This window comes from Rhizobium phaseoli, from assembly GCF_003985125.1.
Lineage (GTDB): Bacteria > Pseudomonadota > Alphaproteobacteria > Rhizobiales > Rhizobiaceae > Rhizobium > Rhizobium phaseoli.
The window spans coordinates 105,063-126,416 of sequence record NZ_ML133570.1 but is presented as its reverse complement, the minus strand read 5'-3'; the positions used below and the strand labels follow the sequence as shown (position 1 = coordinate 126,416).

General features: G+C 62.2%; 19 protein-coding genes and 1 pseudogene. 9 read left to right on the top strand and 11 right to left on the bottom strand.

Features of this window, described 5'->3' with window-relative positions; genetic code table 11:
- Nucleotides 1-137: 137 nt before the first annotated feature.
- The 4 genes from EFD56_RS12470 (at nucleotide 138) to EFD56_RS12455 (ending at nucleotide 4,541) form a co-directional block, all read left to right on the top strand.
- Nucleotides 138-1,946 (top strand): methyl-accepting chemotaxis protein, encoded by a 1,809-nt coding sequence (locus tag EFD56_RS12470; protein WP_126905400.1) that lies wholly within the window; start codon nucleotides 138-140, stop codon nucleotides 1,944-1,946.
- Between the two features lie 2 nt (nucleotides 1,947-1,948).
- Complete coding sequence (locus EFD56_RS12465) at nucleotides 1,949-2,425, top strand: chemotaxis protein CheW (RefSeq protein ID WP_004679403.1); 477 nt, start codon at nucleotides 1,949-1,951, stop codon at nucleotides 2,423-2,425.
- Between the two features lie 29 nt (nucleotides 2,426-2,454).
- Complete coding sequence (locus EFD56_RS12460) at nucleotides 2,455-3,312, top strand: CheR family methyltransferase (protein ID WP_126905399.1); 858 nt, start codon at nucleotides 2,455-2,457, stop codon at nucleotides 3,310-3,312.
- A 131-nt stretch (nucleotides 3,313-3,443) separates the two neighbouring features.
- Nucleotides 3,444-4,541: a protein-glutamate methylesterase/protein-glutamine glutaminase gene (locus tag EFD56_RS12455; protein WP_126905398.1), complete on the top strand. Its 1,098-nt coding sequence runs from the start codon at nucleotides 3,444-3,446 to the stop codon at nucleotides 4,539-4,541.
- Nucleotides 4,542-4,715: 174 nt separating this feature from the next.
- Here the strand turns inward: EFD56_RS12455 and EFD56_RS12450 are convergent, their stop codons facing one another.
- From EFD56_RS12450 to EFD56_RS12430, 5 genes and pseudogenes are all read right to left on the bottom strand, one after another.
- Entirely contained in the window at nucleotides 4,716-6,464 is a 1,749-nt protein-coding gene (locus EFD56_RS12450) for an acetyl/propionyl/methylcrotonyl-CoA carboxylase subunit alpha (protein ID WP_126905397.1), read from the bottom strand.
- Nucleotides 6,465-6,490: 26 nt separating this feature from the next.
- Nucleotides 6,491-8,092: a 5-oxoprolinase subunit B/C family protein gene (locus EFD56_RS12445; RefSeq protein WP_126905396.1), complete on the bottom strand. Its 1,602-nt coding sequence runs from the start codon at nucleotides 8,090-8,092 to the stop codon at nucleotides 6,491-6,493.
- A 7-nt stretch (nucleotides 8,093-8,099) separates the two neighbouring features.
- A pseudogene (locus EFD56_RS12440) lies at nucleotides 8,100-8,186 on the bottom strand (DUF1445 domain-containing protein); the annotation flags it as partial.
- A gap of 162 nt (nucleotides 8,187-8,348) precedes the next feature.
- Nucleotides 8,349-9,113 (bottom strand): LamB/YcsF family protein, encoded by a 765-nt coding sequence (locus EFD56_RS12435; protein ID WP_126905395.1) that lies wholly within the window; start codon nucleotides 9,111-9,113, stop codon nucleotides 8,349-8,351.
- Nucleotides 9,114-9,124: 11 nt separating this feature from the next.
- On the bottom strand, nucleotides 9,125-10,393 hold the full coding sequence (locus EFD56_RS12430) for an NRAMP family divalent metal transporter (RefSeq protein ID WP_126905394.1): 1,269 nt from the start codon (nucleotides 10,391-10,393) through the stop codon (nucleotides 9,125-9,127).
- A 356-nt stretch (nucleotides 10,394-10,749) separates the two neighbouring features.
- Here EFD56_RS12430 and EFD56_RS12425 point away from each other — a divergent pair, with 356 nt between their 5' ends.
- The 4 genes from EFD56_RS12425 (at nucleotide 10,750) to EFD56_RS12405 (ending at nucleotide 14,839) form a co-directional block, all read left to right on the top strand.
- The gene (locus EFD56_RS12425) at nucleotides 10,750-11,424 is read left to right on the top strand and encodes a GntR family transcriptional regulator (RefSeq protein ID WP_126905393.1); all 675 of its coding nucleotides are present in this window, start codon (nucleotides 10,750-10,752) and stop codon (nucleotides 11,422-11,424) included.
- 363 nt (nucleotides 11,425-11,787) lie between these two features.
- On the top strand, nucleotides 11,788-12,588 hold the full coding sequence (locus tag EFD56_RS12415; protein ID WP_012485142.1) for an inositol monophosphatase family protein: 801 nt from the start codon (nucleotides 11,788-11,790) through the stop codon (nucleotides 12,586-12,588).
- A gap of 112 nt (nucleotides 12,589-12,700) precedes the next feature.
- Nucleotides 12,701-13,804 (top strand): MotA/TolQ/ExbB proton channel family protein, encoded by a 1,104-nt coding sequence (locus EFD56_RS12410; protein ID WP_037118095.1) that lies wholly within the window; start codon nucleotides 12,701-12,703, stop codon nucleotides 13,802-13,804.
- Nucleotides 13,805-13,807: 3 nt separating this feature from the next.
- On the top strand, nucleotides 13,808-14,839 hold the full coding sequence (locus EFD56_RS12405; RefSeq protein WP_126905392.1) for a peptidoglycan -binding protein: 1,032 nt from the start codon (nucleotides 13,808-13,810) through the stop codon (nucleotides 14,837-14,839).
- Here the strand turns inward: EFD56_RS12405 and EFD56_RS12400 are convergent, their stop codons facing one another.
- The 5 genes from EFD56_RS12400 to EFD56_RS12380 form a co-directional block, all read right to left on the bottom strand.
- The gene (locus EFD56_RS12400) at nucleotides 14,840-16,090 is read right to left on the bottom strand and encodes an RNA polymerase sigma factor (protein WP_126905391.1); all 1,251 of its coding nucleotides are present in this window, start codon (nucleotides 16,088-16,090) and stop codon (nucleotides 14,840-14,842) included. It abuts the gene before it with no gap.
- Between the two features lie 7 nt (nucleotides 16,091-16,097).
- Nucleotides 16,098-16,436, bottom strand: coding sequence for a YciI family protein (locus EFD56_RS12395; protein ID WP_012485138.1), 339 nt, complete (start codon nucleotides 16,434-16,436; stop codon nucleotides 16,098-16,100).
- A gap of 251 nt (nucleotides 16,437-16,687) precedes the next feature.
- A complete protein-coding gene (locus tag EFD56_RS12390) occupies nucleotides 16,688-16,876 on the bottom strand; it encodes a YegP family protein (protein WP_012485137.1) in 189 nt (62 codons plus the stop codon).
- A gap of 255 nt (nucleotides 16,877-17,131) precedes the next feature.
- Nucleotides 17,132-18,124 (bottom strand): Bug family tripartite tricarboxylate transporter substrate binding protein, encoded by a 993-nt coding sequence (locus tag EFD56_RS12385; protein WP_126905390.1) that lies wholly within the window; start codon nucleotides 18,122-18,124, stop codon nucleotides 17,132-17,134.
- 144 nt (nucleotides 18,125-18,268) lie between these two features.
- Nucleotides 18,269-20,071 (bottom strand): ABC transporter transmembrane domain-containing protein, encoded by a 1,803-nt coding sequence (locus tag EFD56_RS12380; RefSeq protein WP_126905389.1) that lies wholly within the window; start codon nucleotides 20,069-20,071, stop codon nucleotides 18,269-18,271.
- A gap of 192 nt (nucleotides 20,072-20,263) precedes the next feature.
- Between EFD56_RS12380 and rpmE the strand changes: the two genes are divergently transcribed.
- Nucleotides 20,264-20,485 (top strand): 50S ribosomal protein L31, encoded by a 222-nt coding sequence (gene rpmE, locus EFD56_RS12375; RefSeq protein WP_003566413.1) that lies wholly within the window; start codon nucleotides 20,264-20,266, stop codon nucleotides 20,483-20,485.
- A gap of 139 nt (nucleotides 20,486-20,624) precedes the next feature.
- Here rpmE and rcdA read toward each other — a convergent pair whose 3' ends face one another.
- Complete coding sequence (gene rcdA, locus EFD56_RS12370) at nucleotides 20,625-21,140, bottom strand: protease adaptor protein RcdA (RefSeq protein WP_004679442.1); 516 nt, start codon at nucleotides 21,138-21,140, stop codon at nucleotides 20,625-20,627.
- Between the last annotated feature and the right edge of the window lie 214 nt (nucleotides 21,141-21,354).

Here is a 21,354-nt window from a genome sequence, read left to right as displayed (position 1 = left end):
GCTTTTCGCCGCTTGGGGAAGCGATATGGAAGCTTATTCATTCTGCCATCGGCTTTCGCGGGTGGAATTTCTTTGCTGCATGATGCCGCGATACTTGGACCATATTTATTGCTTCGCTCTCTGAGAGGAATATTGAGATGCGTATTACGATCAAACTCAAACTTGCGGCTGCATTCGGCTTTGTCATATTGTTGCTGGTGGGCAGCGCGGTTTATGGGATCTTCAGCCTCAGCTCGCTGAACGATGCCGTCAGCGACCTCATTTCCGGTCCTGCAAAAAGACTGGAGCTGGCTCTCGAAGCGAAAACTGCCGAACTCGATGCCGTTCGCTGGCAGAAAAACGCGCTTCTGGAAACCGATCCCGAAGCGGTCAAGAAGTACTATCTGAATTCGGCGAGAAGCGTGGATGAGATGCTCGCTCTCGCGACAAGCGGCCAACAGCTCGCCACCGCCGAGGGCAAGCCCACCTGGGATAGGCTGATTGAACTGGCCAAACGTTTCGCCGAAGAGTCGACCGAGGTCGCCTCCATCCAGGAAGGCGGCGATAGGGCAGGTGCCACCGCATTTTCTCTGGGGGAAGTTCGCGCTCTCGTGGCGGAAATAGAAGAAGTTTTCGAGACGCTCGTCACGCTGCAGCAGAAGGCGATGACGCAAGCCGACAGTGACACCGACGTTCTTTATAGTTCGACCAGGAACATGCTGGTCGGTCTCGCGATCGGCGCTTCCCTCATTGCTTTCGCTGCTGCACTTTGGATCGCGCTTGGCGTGAATAGCGGTCTGCGCAAGATCATGAACGCTGCCAGCGCTGTTGCGATCGGCGACCTGAACCAGAAGGTCGAGATCAGGACCAACGACGAGATCAAGGATCTGGTCAACACGATCAATGTCATGACGGATAACCTTCGCGTCACCGCCGGCATTGCCAGGCAGATCGCCGACGGCGACCTGACGGTGTCTCCGAAGCCGCTTTCGGAGAAGGATACGCTCGGCATCGCCCTCGAGCAGATGGTCGAGCGTCTGCGTGGCGTCGTCGCCGATGCGATCTCTGCCGCCGAGAATGTCTCCGCCGGCAGCCAGGAACTTTCGGCAAGCTCGGAACAGGTATCGCAGGGGGCCAGCGAACAGGCGGCTTCCGCCGAAGAGGCCTCCGCCTCGATGGAGGAGATGGCGGCCAACATCAAGCAAAATGCTGACAATGCCGCGCAGACCGAGAAGATCGCCCGCCAGTCGGCCAAGGATGCGGAGATGAGCGGCGAAGCGGTGTCGCGCGCCGTGCAGGCAATGCGGACCATCGCCGAAAAGATCAGCATCGTCCAGGAAATCGCCCGCCAGACCGACCTGTTGGCGCTCAACGCCGCGGTGGAAGCGGCGCGGGCCGGCGAACACGGCAAGGGGTTTGCGGTCGTCGCTTCGGAAGTGCGCAAGCTTGCCGAACGCAGCCAATCGGCTGCCGCCGAAATCAGTTCGATGTCGAGCGATACGGTCAAGGCCGCCCAGGATGCCGGCGACATGCTCGGTCGCCTGGTGCCCGACATCCGTAAAACGGCCGAGCTGGTTTCGGAAATCAGCGCCGCCTGCCGTGAACAGGATATCGGCGCCGGCCAGATCAACGAAGCGATCCAGCAGCTCGATCGGGTGACGCAGCAGAATGCCGGCGCCTCCGAACAAATGTCTGCGACCTCGGAAGAACTTGCGAGCCAGGCCGAAGAGCTGCAGACGTCGATCGCTTTCTTCAAGGTCGATACTACAGGCGATCGCCAAGCCCGCATGCCGGCCGCCAGGGTGACGGTCCGCAGCTCGGCGCCCTCCGCCGGCCGCAGCCTCGGCGGCAGGAAGCTCGCCGCCAACAGCGTCGCCGGTCAGCAGGCGCGGGCAAAGGGCTTCGCTCTCGATCTCTCAATGGGCGGTCCCGATGATGGGGACGTCGAATTCAAGGAAAGCGCCTGATCATGGCTCCAACACCTCTGGAAGCACAGTTCGTGACCTTCAGCCTCGGCGAGGAGATATTCGCCGTGCCGGTCGAGGTCGTCCGGGAGATCCTCGACTATGCGGAAGCTTTCAAGATTCCGAATGGTCCCGACTATCTGCTCGGCCTGCGCGATGTGCGCGGGCAGGGCGTGCCGACCATCGATCTTCGATTGAAGCTCGGCATGACGAAGACCGAGCCGACCCCACATACTCGGGTGCTCGTCCTCGACGTGCCGATTGAAAATCGCCTTCTCACTCTCGGCCTCGTTGCCGACCGCGTCTTCGAGGTCACGCCGTTTCGGCGTGACCAGATCGAGGCGGCGCCGGATATCGGCGTGCGCTGGCGTTCGGACTATATCGCCGGCGTTGTTCGCCGTGAAAACGGCTTTGTCGTCATCATCGATCTCGCGCGGCTGCTGTCGCGCGAGGACGCCTCTGCACTGCAATCGGCGGCCTGACCGCGCGTCAACCCGGAGTACTGCGTCTTATGAGTATGGCAACAGCGGTGGAAACCCAATTGCCGGGCGACCGGATCAGCAAGCGCAATTTCGAGCGGCTTGCCCGGTTCATCTACGACTATAGCGGCATTAAGATGCCGCCGACCAAGCTGACGATGCTCGAGGGGCGGCTGAGGCGCCGTCTTCGGGCAACCAATCATGCGACCTTCGACGACTATTGCGACTTCCTGTTCAATCAAGACGGTCTTGCCCAGGAAACCATTTACCTGATCGACGTGGTGACGACGAACAAGACCGACTTCTTCCGCGAAGCCAAGCATTTCGACTATATGCAGAGCGTGGCATTGCCGGCTATCGCCGGCAGCGGCGTCCGCACGATTCGCACCTGGAGCTCGGCCTGCTCGACGGGAGCCGAACCCTATACGATGGCAATGGTGCTGGCGGAATTCGCCGAAGGCCGCAACGACGTCTCCTACAGCGTGCTGGCGACCGATCTTTCCACCGACGTGCTGCAGACGGCGCGCCGGGGCATCTATCCGGAAGATCTCATCGCACCGGTGCCCCGCGACCTGCAGCGAAAATATGTGCTGACGGCCAAGCAGCCGGATCGGCGGGAGGTGCGCATCACGCCGAAACTGCGCAGCAGGATCGGATTTGCCCGCATGAATCTGATGGACGAGAAATATCCGATCGGCGAGCCGATGCACGTCATCTTCTGCCGCAATGTGCTGATCTATTTCGACAAGCAGACACAGGCGGGCGTGCTCAACCGTCTGTGCGATTGCCTGGCGAAAGGAGGGTACATGTTCATCGGTCACTCCGAATCGATCACCGGTTTCGATCTGCCATTGAAGCAAGTCTCCAATACGGTATTTCAGCGTATCTAGTGCGTGTCGGTTTTCCCGAGCAACTCCCGGCAAAACCGCTTATGCGCGTCGCGCTTTGCCTGGCAAAACCGCTTTGCGCTTTGCTTGGGAAAACCGCTTCACACTTTTCTGGAATTGCTCCAGGGGCATCCATGGCTAAGAAAATCCGCGTTCTCATCATCGACGATTCCGCCAGCATCCGTCAGACGCTGGCGCATGTGCTGGAGCAGGATCCCGATATCGAGATCATGGCGGTGGCCTCGGATCCCTTTGTAGCGGCGCGCAAGCTGCTGGAGGAGGTTCCCGACGTCATCACGCTCGATGTCGAGATGCCACGCATGGACGGCATCACTTTCCTGCGCAAGCTGATGGCGCAGCGGCCGATCCCTGTCGTGATGTGCTCGTCGCTGACGGAAGCGGGTTCGCAAACGCTGATCCAGGCGCTGGAGGCCGGTGCCGTCGACGTCATTTTGAAATCGAAGATCGGGGCCGCCGACAGTCTTTCCGATGATGCGATACGCATCCGCGAAATCATCAAGAGTGCCTCGCATGCACGGCTTCCCACCGTCCGCCGCGCCGCCGGAACCGTGCGCTCGGCTTCGGCCGACGGGCCGGCCAAGAAGCTGACGGCGGATGCGATGCTGCCGCCGCCGACAGGACAGGCCATGGCGAAGACGACCGAGATGGTCGTCTGCGTCGGCGCCTCCACCGGCGGCACGGAGGCGCTGCGTGAATTTCTGGAGGAATTGCCGGCCAATGCGCCTGGCATGGTGATCGTCCAGCACATGCCGGAAAAATTCACCGACGCCTTTGCCAAGCGGCTGAACGGGCTCTGCGAGGTCGAGGTCAAGGAGGCGGTCGACGGCGACCCGGTGCTGCGCGGGCATGTGCTGATTGCGCCTGGCGACAAGCACACGCTGCTCGAACGCCAGGGCGCGCGCTATCATGTCAGCGTCAAGACCGGGCCGCTGGTGTCGCGCCACCGGCCTTCTGTCGACGTGCTCTTCCGCTCGGCGGCGCGTTCCGCCGGCTCGAATGCCATGGGGATCATCATGACCGGCATGGGCGATGACGGCGCCCGCGGCATGCTGGAAATGCATCAGGCCGGCGCCTACACGGTGGCGCAGGATGAGGCGAGCTCGATTGTTTTCGGCATGCCGAAGGAGGCGATCGCCAAAGGCGGCGTCGACCGCGTCTTGCCGCTCGATCAGATCGCTCGCGAAGTGATGCTGACGCAGCAGAAATTCTGAGATCTGTTTCAGCGGAACCGAAGCAAAGTGCTAAGCAGGACACTGCCACCGGGCAACCTATTCGGCATAATCGGCGATGCATCGATCCGAAGTCGTTGAGAACAAGCGTTGGGACGACCTGCTGTCGATTGTCGCTAAGCTGCCTCGAAGGCTTTGACCCCGTTGCTTGAAAGATCAATCGTTGATGACTGCCGCTGGGGTCTCAAGGCGCGCGATTTCGGCGCCGGCTTGTAAAGAGCTGCCGGTCTCAACCTTGAAGCGGACCCTGCCGGCCTGCTGCGCCGTCACCTGGGTTTCCATCTTCATGGCTTCCACGACGGCAACTAGATCGCCGGCCGCCACCTCGGCGCCATCCTCGACCTTGAAGGCCTGCAACGTACCCGAAATTGGCGCCGTAATGCTCAAGGGGTCGTGCCCCGCAATAGCAGAAGCCGGAGCGGCAGCGGTCGGTAAGCTCCCCAAGCTGGCGAGAAGCGCAGATGGAATACCGACCTCGTGGCGTCTGCCGTCTATTTCGACATGGGCGCGGATGAGCGTGTTATCGAAGCTTGCTGCCGGCCGAGCTTCCGCCTCAAGACGGGCGGCGAAGTCCGTTTCGATCCAGCGCGTATGTACCTTGAAGCCATCCTCTCCAGTGAAATCGCGGCTTTCCATCACCGCGCGGTGGAACGGCAGCACGGTCGCAATGCCTTCGATCCTGAATTCGCTCAAGGCGCGCCGGGCACGAGCGAGGGCCTGTTCGCGGGTGGCGCCGGTGACGATCAGTTTTGCCATGAGGGAATCGAAAGTGCCCGGCACGGTCGAACCGGAAACCACGCCGCTGTCGAGACGGATGCCAGCGCCCGCCGGAGCATCGAAGCGCGTAATCGTCCCCGGTGTCGGCAGGAAGCCGCGGCCTGGATCCTCGGCGTTGATGCGAAATTCGATTGAATGGCCACGTGGCGCAGGCGTCTCGGTGACAAGCAGCGGCAGGCCGTCAGCGATGCGGAATTGTTCGATGACCAAGTCGATCCCCGTCGTCTCTTCGGTCACGGGGTGTTCGACCTGCAGGCGGGTATTGACCTCGAGGAAGGAGATCGTACCGTCAACGCCGAGCAGGAATTCAACTGTGCCGGCGCCGGAATAGCCGGCGGCGGCACAGATGCGCTTGGCCGCATCATGGATCTGTTGCCGTTGGGCATCCGAGAGGAAGGGGGCAGGAGCCTCTTCGACAAGCTTCTGGTTGCGTCGTTGCAGCGAGCAATCGCGCGTACCGAGAACCAGAACATTGCCGTGTCTGTCGGCCAGAACCTGCGCCTCGATATGGCGCGGACGGTCCAGGAAACGTTCGAGGAAACACTCGCCACGGCCGAAGGCGGCCTTGGCTTCACGCACTGCGGATTCGTAGAGTTCGGCGATGTCTTCGATCTTCCAGGCAACCTTCAAGCCGCGGCCGCCGCCACCATGGGCTGCCTTGATAGCGACTGGCAGGCCATGTTGTTCGGCAAAGGCAATGACTTCGGCTGCGCTCTCGACCGGGCCATCGCTGCCTGCGACCAGGGGGGCGCCGACCGAGGTCGCGATTCGCCGCGCTTCGACCTTGTCGCCGAGCGCGTCGATGACATGCGGATCGGGGCCGATCCAGATCAGTCCGGCTTCCTGCACGGCGCGGGCAAATTCGGCCCGTTCGGACAGGAAGCCATAACCCGGATGGACGGCATCGGCGCCCGAGCGTTTGGCAATGGCGATCAGCTTTTCGATGTCGAGATACGTCTCAGCCGGCCGGCTGCCGTCCAGCCCGTAAGCTTCGTCTGCCAGCGTGACATACGGCGCATCAATATCCGGATCGGCATAGACGGAAACCGATTTCAGGCCATGATCGCGGCAGGCGCGGATGATACGGACGGCGATTTCACCGCGATTGGCGATCAGCACTTTTTTCATTGGCGTCTCCTCACTGGTTTTCTCGCTCAGACCGTGGCGGGCTTGATATCGCCGAAATCTCTCACGGGTCTGAAGCGTATCTGGGCATTGACCGGGATCTGTCCGGCGAGATCGAGATGATATTCGGCAACCGTGCCGATGACGGGATAGCCGCCGGTCAAGGGATGGTCGGCGAGGAAGAGTACCGGTTGACCACTGTGCGGCACCTGAATGGCGCCGGTCGCTGTTCCCTCACTCGGCAGTTCCGCAGTATCCTTGCGCTCGAGTGCTGTTTCACCGGAAAGTCGGATGCCGACGCGATTTGACTGCGGTGTGACATGAAAGAGCTGACTGGACAGCATTCCGATGGCAGCCTCTGTGAACCAGTCGCTGCGCGGCCCCATGATCACGTCAAGGGTCACGACATCGCCGGAGGCCGGATGATCGAAAGCCGGCGCTTCGGTGAGCGAGACGCTGGTGAGGTCCGATGCGTCATTGTTGACGCCCAGAACCATGCCCGCCGTCACGGGATCAGGCCCGACCACGGCGAGCGTATCGGTCGAGGCACTGCCGAGCACCGGCTTCACATGAAAGCCGCCACGAATGGAAAGGTAGCTGCGCATACCCTTCGGCGCCTGTCCAAGGGTCACGACATCGCCGGCTTCGAGCGAGATCGGCTGGTAGGTTGCGGCAGCGAATACTCGGCCCGACGCGTCGCGGATGCTGATCGGGCAGGGGGCGCCCGCCACGCCGATAACAGTACGGCCGGATACCTCGAAGGAGAAACCGCCGAGGACGATTTCGAGACAGGCTGCGCCGACAGGATTGCCGACAAGGCGATTGGCGGTTTTCAGGGCGCCTTGATCGAGTGCACCGGACGACGACACACCTTGTCCTGCCTGGCCGAAGCGGCCGAGATCCTGAAACAGCGCCGGCATAGGGGCAAGCAGCACCTTCAGCGTGAGGGCATCGGTTTCCGTCTGGGCCGATGCGGAGGTTGCGGTCTTTGCCGGTGTGGTTGAAACAAGGACCGATTTTTTTGCAAGATCGAAAAATCGCACCCGGTAACCGGGCTGAAACAGCGCCGGCGGATCGCGCGACAGATCCCACATCTTTGTCGTCGTCGTGCCGATGATCTGCCAGCCGCCAGGGCTCGCTTGCGGGTAGACGCCGGAAAATGCACCGGCCAGCGCGACCGAACCCGCCGGAATTTTTGTCCGCGGGCTCTGGCGGCGTGGCACCTGCAGGGCGATATCGCCGCCGACAAGATAGCCGAACCCCGGAGCAAAACCACAAAAGGCGACCGTAAAGGTGCTCTCTGTATGGCGGCGGATGACCTCTTCCACGGAAAGGCCACTGAGTTTGGCCACGTCGGAAAGATCCTCTCCGTCATATTGCACGGGAATTTCCACCAGCATGTCCGAAGGCGCGATGCGGGCGGAAAGATCGCGCGTGGCGATATTGGCGGCCAGCGCCTCCGCAGTCAGCTTTTCCGGACGAAACCGGATCATCAAGGTGCGGGCGGCGGGCACCGTATCCACGACGCCCTCCACGGGCTCTGCCTTGAGAGAGGCAAACAGCGCCAGGGTCTCGTCGAGATCGGCGAGTTCGACCAGGATAACCGTCAGGCTGACAGGCAGGAAACGCATCGGAACCTCAGGCGTGATAGGCTGAATCAGGGATATTAGTGACGAACATATGCCCCGGCGCATGGGTGATGGCAAAAGGCACGCCAGATGCGGTAGAGCGGCAAATCCTTGCGCAGGTCGGCCCCGGCGCCAGAAGTGTTGCGTGTGAGCCCGGGTCCACTGCGCGACAGCGCACGCTGGCGGTGCGCGCCGATTCGACATTGACGTGGCGAAGATGGTCGATGGCGATCACGATGTTCCTCCCGTGGACGCCTGATCAGGCGGATAGGAATGAGCGGACAGTGATGCCGGCGGCTTCGAAGGCGCGACGAATTTCCCGGGCGATGGCAACGGCACCGGGACTGTCGCCATGTACGCAGATCGATTGCGCGTCGATCCGGATGGTCGAACCGTCAATAGCCTCCAACGTGCCCTCGTTGGCAAGCTGCAGCATGCGCTGGGCGATGACCTGCGGATCATGCAGGACCGCGCCTGTGTCGCGGCGCGAGACAAGCTGACCGTCGGGCGTGTAGGCACGATCGGCGAAAGCTTCGGCAATGACCTGAAGGCCGGACTTCCGCGCGAATTCCAGAATGGGTGCGCCGGCCAATCCCATCAGGACCAGCGAGGGGTCCACGGCCTTGATGCCGTCGATCACCGCCTGGCCCTGTTTCGGATCGTGGGCAATGCGGTTGTAAAGCGCACCATGCGGCTTGACGTAGCCGACGGTGACGCCGGCCGCTGCGGCAATGCCTTTCAACGCGCCGATCTGGTAAATGACGTCGGCGATCAGTTCGTCGTGTGCGACGTCCATGTCGCGCCGGCCGAAGCCGACGCGATCCGGGTATGAGACATGCGCCCCGATCGACACACCTTTTTCAGTGGCTGCCCGGACGGTCTTCAGGATGCCGCGCGGATCGCCGGCATGGAAGCCGCAGGCGACATTGGCGCTGGAAATGACGGCAAGCATCGCCGCATCATCACCCATGCCCCAGGCGCCATAGCTTTCGCCGAGGTCGCTGTTCAGATCGATGGCAGTCATGTCTGTTCTCCTCAAGCAGCTGTCAGCAGAGCGAAGATCGGGCCGATCGACTTGTAGCCCATATACCAGGTGAGCACGCACGTCAGTACGCCCAGCACCAGGAGCCAGCGCGGATAACGATACCCGCCCAACAGATCGGAACGAGCCCAGACCGCATACATGAAGATCGACAGGCCGACCGGCAGGACGAGGCCGTTCAATCCGCCCACAAAGACCAGCATGGCGGCCGGCGGGGTGGTGATCAGCATGTAGGCGATTAGAGAGATGGCAATGAAGCCGACGGTGGCGAAGTTGCGCTGCCGCTCCGACATATCCTTCTTGAACGCCGTCAGGAAGGAGACCGACGTGTAGGCAGCGCCGATGATGCTTGTCATCGCCGAGGCAAGGAAGACTGCGCCGAATAGACGCAAGCCGATATCGCCTGCAGCTGCATGAAACGCTTGGCCGGCCGGATTTGCGGCTTTGCCCGACAGGTCAATGACGGCACCACTTGCGACGACACCGAGGACGGCGAGGAAGAGAATATAGCGAAGCATGCCGGTGATCGCGATGCCGCTCAATGCTGCCCTGTTCACAGCGCCGAGATTTTCAACGCCAACCGTGCCCTTGTCCAGCAGGCGATGCGCCCCGGCATAGGTGATGTAACCGCCAACAGTGCCGCCGACGATCGTCGTGATCGTCGCGAAATCAATGACGTCGGGCAGGACGGTCTGGCGCAGGGCTTCGGCGATGGGCGGACCTGATACGATTGTCGCATAAAGAATAAGAGCGAGTTTGATGAAGGCTGCCACATAGACCACGCGATCCATGGCCACGCCCGCGCGCCGCGACAGGAAAATACCGATCGCCGCGAGCGCGCCGATCAGGCCGCCGATCTTCGGATCGAGGTCGATCATCGCGTTGAAGCCGAGGCCAGCTCCGCCGATGTTGCCGATATTGAAGAACAGTCCACCAATGATGACGAGGGCGGCGAGGAGATAGCCGGAGCCGGGTATCGCCGCATTGGCGATATCGGAGGCGCGCATGCGGGTGATGGTGACGATCCGCCAGATGTTTGCCTGGACGATGAAGTCAATCAGGATCGAAACGATAATGCCGAAGGCAAAGGCCGCGCCCAGCTTGACGGTGAATGTGGCGGTCTGAGTGATGAAGCCGGGGCCGACGGCAGACATCGACATCAGGAAGATGGCGGCCATCAGAGCCGAGCGGCGCGACTTGACCGATATTCCAGACGGCACGGGCGATGCGATGCCGGTGGACGAAATAGCTGGCTGTTCCAAGAAACCTCTCCTTATGTGTGGACGGCCCTGAACTCCCCCGGGTCGGCCCACTTGATTATCGACAGGGCTAGCGTCGTCTTGTTCGACAATTATGTCAAGATTGTTCAACGATTTTATTTGTATCGTTCAAAGGAAATGTGCATATGTTGAGCGATCTGGTATGTGATTGGGCACGAAAATGCCTTATTTTGCGCAGATTTGGACCGCGGTGTAGCCTTGCCTGCCGCCTTCCGGTCGTTACGTGGCTGCGATCTGCCTGGTCGCGTCGTGCAGCCATTGTCCCCATGGGGCGAGAACCGCTATATCGATCGCCACACGGGCGGATGTTTGGTCCGTGTGCGTGCATAGGGGTTTCGATGACTGAGCAGGATACCACATTGGCGCTTGCGCCGCGGCTGGCGGAGGAGCTCCGCGACAAGCTGATTGCGGGCGAATTGAAGCCCGGTCAGCGCCTCTCCGAGGCGGCGCTCAGCGTCGGCATGGATGTGTCTCGCAATTCGTTGCGCGAGGCCTTCCGACTTCTGACCAAGGAAGGCCTTTTGCGGCACGAGCATAATCGTGGCGTCTTCGTCGCCACGCCCAGCGTGGCCTCGATCATCGACATTTACCGGGTGCGCCGCACGATCGAATGCCAAGCGCTCGCCAAGGCCTATCCCAATCATCCGGCGGTAGCGAGAATGCGCTTGGCTGTTGAGCGGGCTAGGGCCGCGCGCAGCGACAAAGATTGGGGCACGGTCGGCAGCCAGAACATGGTCTTTCACGCAGCGATCGTCGATCTTGCTGACAGTCAGCGGCTGAATGCCTTCTACGCTCAGATCGCCGCAGAACTACGCCTTAGCTTCGGTCTGCTCGCCGATCCGGAGCTGTTGCACGCACCCTATGTCGACCTGAATGCGGCGATAGTCGAAAAGCTCGAAGCTGGGATGACGGCTGAGGCTTCCGCGGCGCTCGAGGCTTACCTAACGCAGTCTGAGCGCACTGTTCTCGCTGCCTTTTCGCGAATTGATGAGAGGAATCCTTCCGGGAAGTAAGTGCGTACGGCACACAGCACGAGCAGCAGAATCTCCGGCCACGGTCAAACCACCCGCCAACATTGCCGAGGATCGAAAAGCGCCGAAATGATCGGAAATGGCACGTGAAGATGCGGCAGAGGCTGGCATGAACGGCTCCGTCGCTCGAAGTGCCTCATGAATCACAATCCTACCGCTCCACGCCACGGCAATTTCCAACGCTGAAGCGATTGCTCTGCAGCCATGCGTGCGTCCCCTTGAAATTTCCGTGATTTTGTGGTCTTGAGGCCGCCAATCTTTGCAGCGCTGCCTGTCATGCATGTTCAGGGACAATTCCCGCCCCTGGCAGCGCGCGTCCCGTATCAGTCCCAAGGAAATGTGCCGATGGCCCGTTCAGCTCTTCTCAATGTCATGGTTCAGGCTGCCCTCAAGGCAGGAAAATCGCTGGGGCGTGATTTCGGCGAAGTGCAGAACCTGCAGGTTTCGGTGAAGGGGCCGGGCGACTTCGTTTCCGCCGCCGACCGCAAGGCCGAAAAGATCGTTCGGGAAGAGCTGCTCAAGGCGCGCCCGACTTATGGTTTCCTCGGTGAGGAGAGCGAGGAGATCAAGGGCACCGACGGCGCGCATCGCTGGATTGTCGATCCGCTCGACGGCACCACCAACTTCCTGCACGGTATCCCGGCTTTCGCCGTCTCGATCGCGCTCGAACGCAACGGCGAGATCGTTGCGGCCGTCGTCTTCAACCCGGCGACCGACGAACTCTATACTGCCGAGCGCGGCGGCGGCGCCTTCCTCAACGACCGGCGCCTGCGCGTCGCTGCGCGCCGCGTGCTGTCGGATTGCGTCATCGGCTGTGGCGTGCCGGCGCTCGGCAAGCGCAATCACGGCAAATTCCTGGTCGAGCTTCGCCACGTGATGGGCGAAGTGGCGGGCATTCGCCGTCTGGGCTCGCCGACGCTTGATCTCGCCTATGTTGCCGCCGGACGTTTCGATGGTTTCTGGGAAGCGGAGCTTGCGCCCTGGGACATGGCGGCGGGCATCCTGCTCATCCGCGAAGCCGGCGGCTTTGCCAGCGATTGGGACGGCGGAGCGGCCATTCTGGAGGGTGGCGCGATCGTCGCCGGCAACGAACACATCCACAAAGCGCTGATCGAGGTTATCAAGCGACCGATTCCCGCCAAGTAGGCGGGAGAAAACGCGGCTGTTGTAAAGTCACGGTTTTCGCCTCCGGATACTTCAATTCGGCACAATGTTGCTCTAGTCTCCGCCAGCAATGAGTTCGGAGGCTGCTGAACCTATGGAAAATGTGAATGTGGCGGAGCTCGGCTCCACCGAAAAGACGCCGGGCGGTTATGCCTACAGGCTTTCGAGCCCGATGCCCTTCCTCTGGACGATGCTGCTTTTCCTCGTCATCGTCGGGTTCATTGCCGCCATCCTCTTCCGGCAGACGCAGACCGCCTTCATGCACAATCCGGGCCTCAACGGCCTGATCGTCGGGGTTCTCGCGGTCGGCATCATCCTTGTTTTCAGTCACGTGCTGGCGCTTCGCCCCGAAGTGCGCTGGTTCAACTCCTTCCGCGCCGCCGGCAGTGCCGACAAGGTCAATCGCAATCCGCGGCTTTTGGCGCCGATGCGGGCACTGATCGGCAATCGCAAGACCTCGTTGGCGCTGTCGACGACGGCGCTGCGTTCGATCCTCGATTCGATCGCGACCCGCCTCGATGAATCGCGCGACGTCTCGCGCTACCTGATCGGCCTGCTGGTTTTCCTCGGCCTGCTCGGTACGTTCTGGGGCCTCATCGGCACGATCGGTTCGATCAGCAGCGTCATCCAGTCGCTCGATGCCGGCTCGAACGGCACGGGGGACGTGCTTTCGGCACTGAAGGAAGGGCTGTCCACGCCGCTTTCGGGCATGGGCCAGGCCTTCTCATCCTCGCTGCTCGGCCTTTCCGGTTCGCTCATTCTCGGCTTCCTCGACCTGCAGGCCGGCCGCGCGCAGAACCGCTTCTACATGGAGCTGGAAAACTGGCTCTCCTCCGTTACCGATGTCGGCTCCGACCTTGCGCCAGCACTCGACGCCGTGTCCGGTTCGTCGTCGGAGGACATGCGTGCGCTCTCCGAATATCTGCGCAAGGCCTCCGAAGAAGGGGGTGTCGGCAGCCAGCGCTCGGTTGCCGCCATGGCGAGCCTTGCCGAAGGCATCCAGGGACTGGTCAAGAACATGCGCAACGAGCAGCAGATGTTGCGCGACTGGATCGAGGCACAGCAGGACGAGGCCAAGGCAATGCGCCGCACGCTCGATCGGCTGGCCGAACGCATCGGCTTGCAGGAGCGGGCCGGTGAGAAACCCGAACGCCACCGCGACCGCGCAAGCCACACAGAGAAGAGCGAGGGCAAGTAAGCCATGGCTCTTGCCCGCAACCGCCGCCGCGAACGCACGGTCGACTATTGGCCGGGTTTCGTCGATGCGCTATCGACGCTGCTCATCTCGATCATGTTCGTGCTGACGGTGTTCGTCGTCGGGCAGTTCATTCTCAGCCGCGAGATTACGGGGCGAGACGAGGTGCTCAATCGCCTCAACAGCCAGATCAACGAGCTCACCCAGCTTCTGGCGCTCGAAAAAGGCAGCAACCAGGATCTGCAGGACTCAGTCGCCAATCTGCAGGCTTCGCTTGCCAACGCCGAAGGCGAGCGCTCACGGCTGCAGGCGCTGCTGAGCGCCGGCTCGGGCGGCCAGGATGCCGCTCAGAAGCGGATCGGCGCGATGACGCAGGAACTCGACGAGCAGAAGCAGGTGAGCGAACGGGCCCTCAGCCAGGTCGAGCTGCTGAACCAGCAGATCGCAGCGCTTCGCAGCCAGATCGCCGCCGTCGAAGCAGCCCTGCAGGCGTCGGAGGAGAAGGATCGGGTCTCGCAGACCAAGATCGCCGACCTCGGCAGCCGTCTCAATGTTGCGCTCGCCGCGCGTGTGCAGGAGCTGAACCGCTATCGTTCAGATTTCTTCGGCCGCTTGCGCGAGATCCTTTCGGACCGCGAGAATATCCGCATCGTCGGCGACCGGTTCGTTTTCCAATCGGAGGTGCTGTTTCCCTCGGGCGGTGCCGAACTCAACCCGGAGGGGCAGACGGAGATGGCGAAGCTTGCCACCGCCCTGCTCGACCTCGCCAAGGAAATTCCGCCTGAGATCAACTGGGTACTGCGTGTCGACGGCCATACCGACAATGTGCCGCTTGCCGGAACAGGCCGCTATCGCGACAATTGGGAGCTTTCCTCGGCGCGTGCGACGTCGGTCGTCAAGTTCCTGATCGGCCAAGGCGTGCCGGCCGACCGGCTCGTTGCCGCCGGCTTCGGCGAGTTCCAGCCGATCGCGCCCGGCGATGCGCCGGATGCACGCGCCACCAACCGCCGCATCGAGCTGAAGCTGACCGAGAAATAATCAGCTTGATATTGTCCGCCGCGACTCCTCGAGCCTGTCGGCGAGAAAAGCGCGAACGGCGGGACTGTCGCTGAGGCCGATCGCCGTCGCGTAAGCGTCAGCCGCGGCGGGATTGTCGCCGGCCCGTGCCAGAAGAAAGGCACGCACGGCCCAGTAGGGCTGATAGGTCGCGATGGCGCGCGGATCGATCCTGTCGAGCCGGATGAGGCCTTCGGCAGCACTTGAGGCCCTGCCGATTACCGCCGCCTCGGCGACGCGTGCGCCGAGCGTCGGCTTCATCACCAGCAGCGCGGCATAGAGCGTCGTCAGCGCCTGCCAGTCGGTCGATCCGGAAAGGCGGCGCGCCGCATGCACGGATTGAATTGCCGCCTGACACTGAAAAGGTCCGAAACGCTCGAAGCCCCCGGCCTTGCGCAGCAGCGCGTCTGCCTCAGCGATCATCTTCACGTTCCAGAGGGCCGTATCCTGCTCGTCCAGCGGCACATATCGACCCTCGCCGCAGCGTCGGGCATTACTGCGGGCTTCGCAGTGAAGCATCAGCGAGAGGAGACCCATCGCTTCCGGCTCGTCCGGCAGCACCGCCAGAAGCGCGCGGCCGAGCCAGATCGCTTCGGCGGCGAGCGACTGGTGCGCCTCCTCGCCGTCAAGGCCATCCCATCCGAGGCCGTAAGCAGCGTAGATCGCCGAAAGCACGGCGGCCAGCCGCTCCGGCAGGGCGGGCCGAGGCGGAACGGTGAAGGGAATACCGGCATCACGGATCTTCACCTTGGCCCGCACCAGCCGCTGGCTTATCGCCTGCGGCGAGACGACGAAGGCCCGTGCGATGGTTCTCGCCTCGATGCCGAGAACCGTCTGCAGCATCAGCGCCGTATGCACGGAGCTGTCGATGGCAGGGTGGGTACAGGCAAAGAGCAGCTTCAGCCGCTCATCGGGAAAAACGGAACTGCCGGCCTCGTTCATGCGCTCCTCCGCTTCTTCGAGGGCGAGCGATATCGTCGTTCGTGCGTTGGCCTCGACGGTGCGATGGCGGGCCGACTGCATGAGGTTGCGGCGCGCCGCCACCAGCAGCCAGGCGTCCGGCTTATCGGGAATGCCGCGCTCCGGCCAGACGCGAAGGGCCGAAGCCAGCGCCTCCGACAAAGCGTCTTCCGCCGCCGGCACGTCCCGCGAGCGGGCGGCGAGAAAGGCGATCAGCTTGCCATAGGACTGACGCGCCACCTGTTCGGCGGCGCGTCCGACATCGGCGGACATTGCCGCCTCACATCTGCAGGCGCGGGCGCACCTCGACCGAGCCCTTGTCGGAGATCGGAACGCGGGTCGCCCATTCCAGCGCGGTGTCCATATCAGGGACCTCGATCAGATAGAAGCCGCCGAGCTGTTCCTTGCCCTCCGGATAGGGACCGTCCTGGACATCGTGGTCCTCGCCTTTGCGGCGCAGGATCGTGCCTGTCTCGGGGGCCGTCAGGCCGGCGCCGCCGGTCATGATTCCGGCCTGCGCCAGCGCCTTGCTGTAGGCGACCCAACCGTCGCGATAGGCAGGATCGCTGCGGCGGGCAAAATCCTCGGGGGCTTCGCGAATGATGAGAGCATATTGCATGGAAAACTCCTGATCTCGTTGTTGGCGTTGCTCCAGGCAGCCGACGAAAGCCACTATGCCTGGTGGAGCGGCTCAGCCGTTCCGAGACAATGAGGCGCGAGCGGCGGTCGTTTCGACATGGTTTTGAAAAAACTTGAAAATGAAAACGGCGCCGGAAATCCTAAAGCAGATGAGCCGGGCTCAAGAGACCCGCGCGGCTCACGGGCGCGAAAAAAAGCAGGGCGGCGCTCACGCCGCCCGTGCCTTCCTGCTCAGGCTTCGGCCTTCGTCTGATCGACGACGTCGGCGCCGGGCGTGTTCTTCTTGATGGATTCGATGGCACTCATGGCCGAGGCCTTCGCCTTGTAGCCTTCGGACAGGAACATGGTTTCCCCGTTCGATGCCTTGAAGCGGAAGCGGAATTCGCCGGCCTTATCCTTGTAAACTTCGAATTTGTACATGGATGTCTCCCGAAACGCTGAATTGCACCATCAGCATCAAGGAGGCTAGATCAAAATGGCGAGCTTTTCCACTACCTTAATGAGATTGAGCTGCCCGATGCACCGGCCCCGAAAATCGTCATCGATTTTCGCAAAGCATGATGCGCCAGGTCGGCGCGCTTTTCCTGTGCGCCAAAGACATGCCGCGCGACAGCGTCCAGCGGCATGGTTTCCATTGAATGCAAGACGCGTGACGTGCGGCGGACGCGGCCGGCGTCATTCCATTTGGATGTTCGCGCCCTTGACGACCGGCCCCCATTTGGCGAGCTCGGCTTTCACATGGGCAGCGAGTTCCTCCGGCGTCGAGCCAACAATGGTGGCGCTGAATTCCTTCATCCGCTCGGCGACGGCGGGGTCGGCGAGCGCTTTTTTGGCGGAGGCGTTGAGGCGCATCACAACTTCGTTCGGCGTCTTGGCCGGAGCGAAGAGAGCGTTCCAGGTATAGGTCTCATAGCCCGGAATTCCCGACTCCGCGATCGTCGGAATGTCGGGGAAGGAGGGCGCGCGCTCGGCTGTCGTCACCGCCAGCGCCCTTAGCGTGCCCGCCTTGATGTGGCTGGACGACGAGGGCAGGTTATCGAACATGATCGGCACCTGGTTGCCGATGACGTCGTTCAAGGCCGGTCCGGCGCCCTTATAGGGGATGTGCTGCATGCTGACGCCGGCCATGCTCTTGAACAGTTCGCCGGAAAGATGCAGCGGCGTGCCATTGCCCGAGGAGGCGTAGCTGTATTTATCAGGTTCGGCCTTCAGCAGCGCGATCAGTTCCGGCACGGTCTTTGCCGACAGTTCCGGATTGACGACGAGCACGTTCGGCACGATGACGAGCAGCGAGACCGGAGCGAAATCCTTCTCGGGATCATAGGGTGTTGACTTGAGGATCAGCGGATTGAGCGCGTGGGTCGCGACCGTGCCCATCAGAATGGTGTAACCATCAGGTTCAGCGCGGGCGACGTTGCCGGCGCCGAGATTGCCGCCGGCTCCGGCGACGTTCTGGACGATCACCTGCTGGCCAAGATCTTCCGACATCTTCTGCGCGACGATACGGGCGACGACATCGGTCGAGCCGCCGGCCGCAAAGGGCACGACCATGGTGATTGCACGATCGGGAAAATCCGCAGCGCCGGCAGACGTGCCGAGCGCAAGAGCCGCAAGCACGCCGAAGCCGAGCGCAAGGCTCGTCCGTCGCTTCATGTTGGAAAGCGCCATTCCTATCTCCTCCCAAGGATTTCAACAGCCATCCCCTACCCAGGGGCATGAAGAGGGTAGGGCGGGGGATGCGAAAGACAACCGCAGGAGGGCGGCAGGATTTTCAGACTTTCGTCGCGGTCTGCAGGAAAAGTGCGCGCCCGGCTATTTCGCCGGGGCGAGTACATCCTCGTTGGCGGCATCGAATTGCAGCCGTGCGAGTCGGGCATAGATGCCGCCCTGGCGGATCAGACTCTGATGCGTGCCTTCCTCGATGACGCGGCCCTGGTCCATGACGAGAATGCGATCGGCTTTCAGCACTGTTGCCAGACGATGGGCGATGACCAGCGTCGTGCGGCCATCGACCAGCCCGTCGAGCGCCTTCTGCACCAGCGTCTCGCTTTCGGCATCGAGCGCCGAGGTTGCCTCGTCGAGCAGCAGCAGGGGCGCGTTCTTCAGGATGGCGCGGGCGATGGCGATGCGCTGGCGCTGACCGCCGGAGAGGGTGATGCCGCGCTCGCCGACCTCGGTCTCGTAGCACTTGTCCAGCCGGGCGATGAATTCGTCGGCCTGGGCGGCAATCGCCGCGGCGCGAACCTCGTCGCGCGAGGCACCGGGTCGGCCGAAGGCGATGTTGTCATGGATCGAAGCGGCGAAGATGGTGACATCCTGCGGCACGATGGCGATGCGTTGGCGCAATTCGTCCGGTGTCGTCAGCCGGGCGTCGACGCCGTCGATGGTGACGGTGCCCTGCTGCGGGTCGTAAAAGCGCAGCAACAGCGAAAAGACGGTGCTCTTGCCGGCGCCGGACGGGCCGACGATGGCGACGGTTTCCCCGGGGGTGATCGCAAAGCTTAAGCCGTGCAATGCCGATTTGCCGGGGCGCGAGGGGTATGCGAAATGCACGCCGGCAAATTCGACGCGGCCGCGACCGGGCGAAGGAAGTGCTTCCGGGCTGGCGGGGGCGGCGATCGGGGAGACCTCGTCGAGAAGCTCTGTCAGCCGATCGGCAGCGCCGGCCGCCTGCGAGAGTTCACCCCAGACCTCGGACAGCGCGCCGAGCGACCCGGCTGATATGACGGCGTAGAGCAGGAATTGGCCGAGCGTGCCGGCCGAAAGGGTGCCGGCAAGGACGCTGTGAGCGCCGACCCACAAGACCGCGACGACGCTGCCGAAGATCAGCGTGATGGCGATGCCCGTCAGCAGGGCACGCGAGCGGATGGCGGCGCGAGCAGCCTCATAGGCAGATTCGACGGCGCCGCCGTAGCGCGTCGCTGCAGCATCCTCGCCATTGAAGGCCTGCACTGTGCGGGTCGCGGCGATCGTCTCGTTGGCGAAGGCGGAGGCTTCGGCAAGGGTATCCTGGGCGGCGCGGGAACGCCTGCGCACCGAGCGGCCGAAGGCGACGAGCGGGAAGACGATCAGCGGGATCGCCCCGATGACGAGGCTCGAAAGCTTCGGCGAGGTGACGACCATCATGCCCATGGCGCCGAGACAGAGGATGAGGTTCCTGAGCGCTACCGAGGCAGTGGCGCCGACGGCGGACTTGATCTGCGTCGTGTCGGCAGTCAGCCGCGAGACGATTTCGCCGGACTGGTTGACGTCGAAGAAGGAGGGCGACAGCCGCGTCACATGGGCAAAGACGTCGCGGCGAAGATCGGCAACGATGCGTTCGCCGATGGTGATGACGAAATAATAGCGCAGTGCGCTGGCGATCGCGAGCACGACGGCCATGACCATCAGCATGGCGAAGTAGCTGTTGATGAAGCTGCCGTCGGACTGGGTGAAGCCATGGTCGATCATGCGGCGCACGGCGAGCGGCAGCGCCAGCGAGGTGATGGCGGCAAGCGCCAGTGCAATCAGCGCTCCGGCCACCATGCCTCGGTAGCGCATGAGATAAGGCGTCAACCGCCCAAGCGGACGCAGCGACCGCCTTTTGTTTTCCCCAGCCTGTGCCTGTTCTGCCAAATCGTCTCCGATCGCCTTCAGGACCCGCTTATGCGGCCTGTTGGCTCTTGTTATCCCGGCGTCCTTCATGTATAGGCACGCCATCCTAATGGGAAGCCGTAGCCATCACGACTGCGGCTTCATTTATTCAATCGGTTCGGTGGCCGCAACTGCATGCGGCAATTTGAACTCCGGTATCGCAGGAAGATTGTTATGAAGGCAGGCATCCATCCCGACTATCACATGATCAAGGTAGTCATGACCGATGGCACCGAATACGAAACCCGCTCGACCTGGGGTTCGGAAGGCGCTGTCATGAACCTCGAAATCGATTCCAAGTCGCACCCCGCCTGGACCGGCGGCAACCAGCAGCTGATGGACCGCGGTGGCCGCGTTTCCAAGTTCAACAAGCGTTTCGGCGGCCTCGGCCTGTAATCGCTTCTGCTCGACGGAATTCGAAAAGAGCCCGGTTCTGCCGGGCTTTTTTGCGTCTGCCGGTTGGTACGGCGGCGCAGCAAATAAAAAACCGGCCGCGCAATGCGCAGCCGGTTCAAATGGAATTATGTCAGATCGCTCAGTTGTTTCCGAAGGCCGTCTGCAGCAGGGAAAGCTGGGCCTGGACGCTGTTCTGATTGTCGTGGACGATCACCGCTTCGGCCGGGCGATAGATTTCGCGGTCCAGCAGGGCGATGCGGTTCTGCAGGCGCAAGGAGCGCTCGACGAGATCGCGGAAAGATTCCGGCAGATCGCCCCAGCCCGGTGCGGCGCGGTCGACGTTGAAGCCGTCGAGGCGAACCTTGTTCTTCTCAGCCAATACCTGATCGCGGGACATCTCGCCGTTGTTGACGGCGCGCTGCAGCAGCAGCCAGGAGGCCATCTGCATCAGTCGGGTGGTCAGCCGCATCGATTCCGCGGCGTAGAGGACGGACGCCATGCGCGGCAGAACCTTGGAGGCTGCGCGGCCCTGGCCGTCGAGATAGGCGGCGGTCTCCTCGACCAGCGACATGCCTTCGGCATAAAGCGCCTTGAACTGCGAGGATGCAGCCGCGCGGCCTGCAAAACTGATCGTGTTCAATCCAACTTCCGACATCGCAATAGTCCCTGTTGCACGCAGCTACTTATGGTCAGGTAACGCCGGCGCCGACGGAAAAGTTTCCGAGCCCGGTCTTTATGACTTTAAGATGGTATCATTAGCGCAAATGCGCAAGCCGTTTCTTAAGAAAGGGTTAATCTCCACAGTTTCATGGAAATGCGCCGGCTGCAGCAAAAAGAAGAGCCGCAAAAGCGGCTCTCAAGGTAAAACA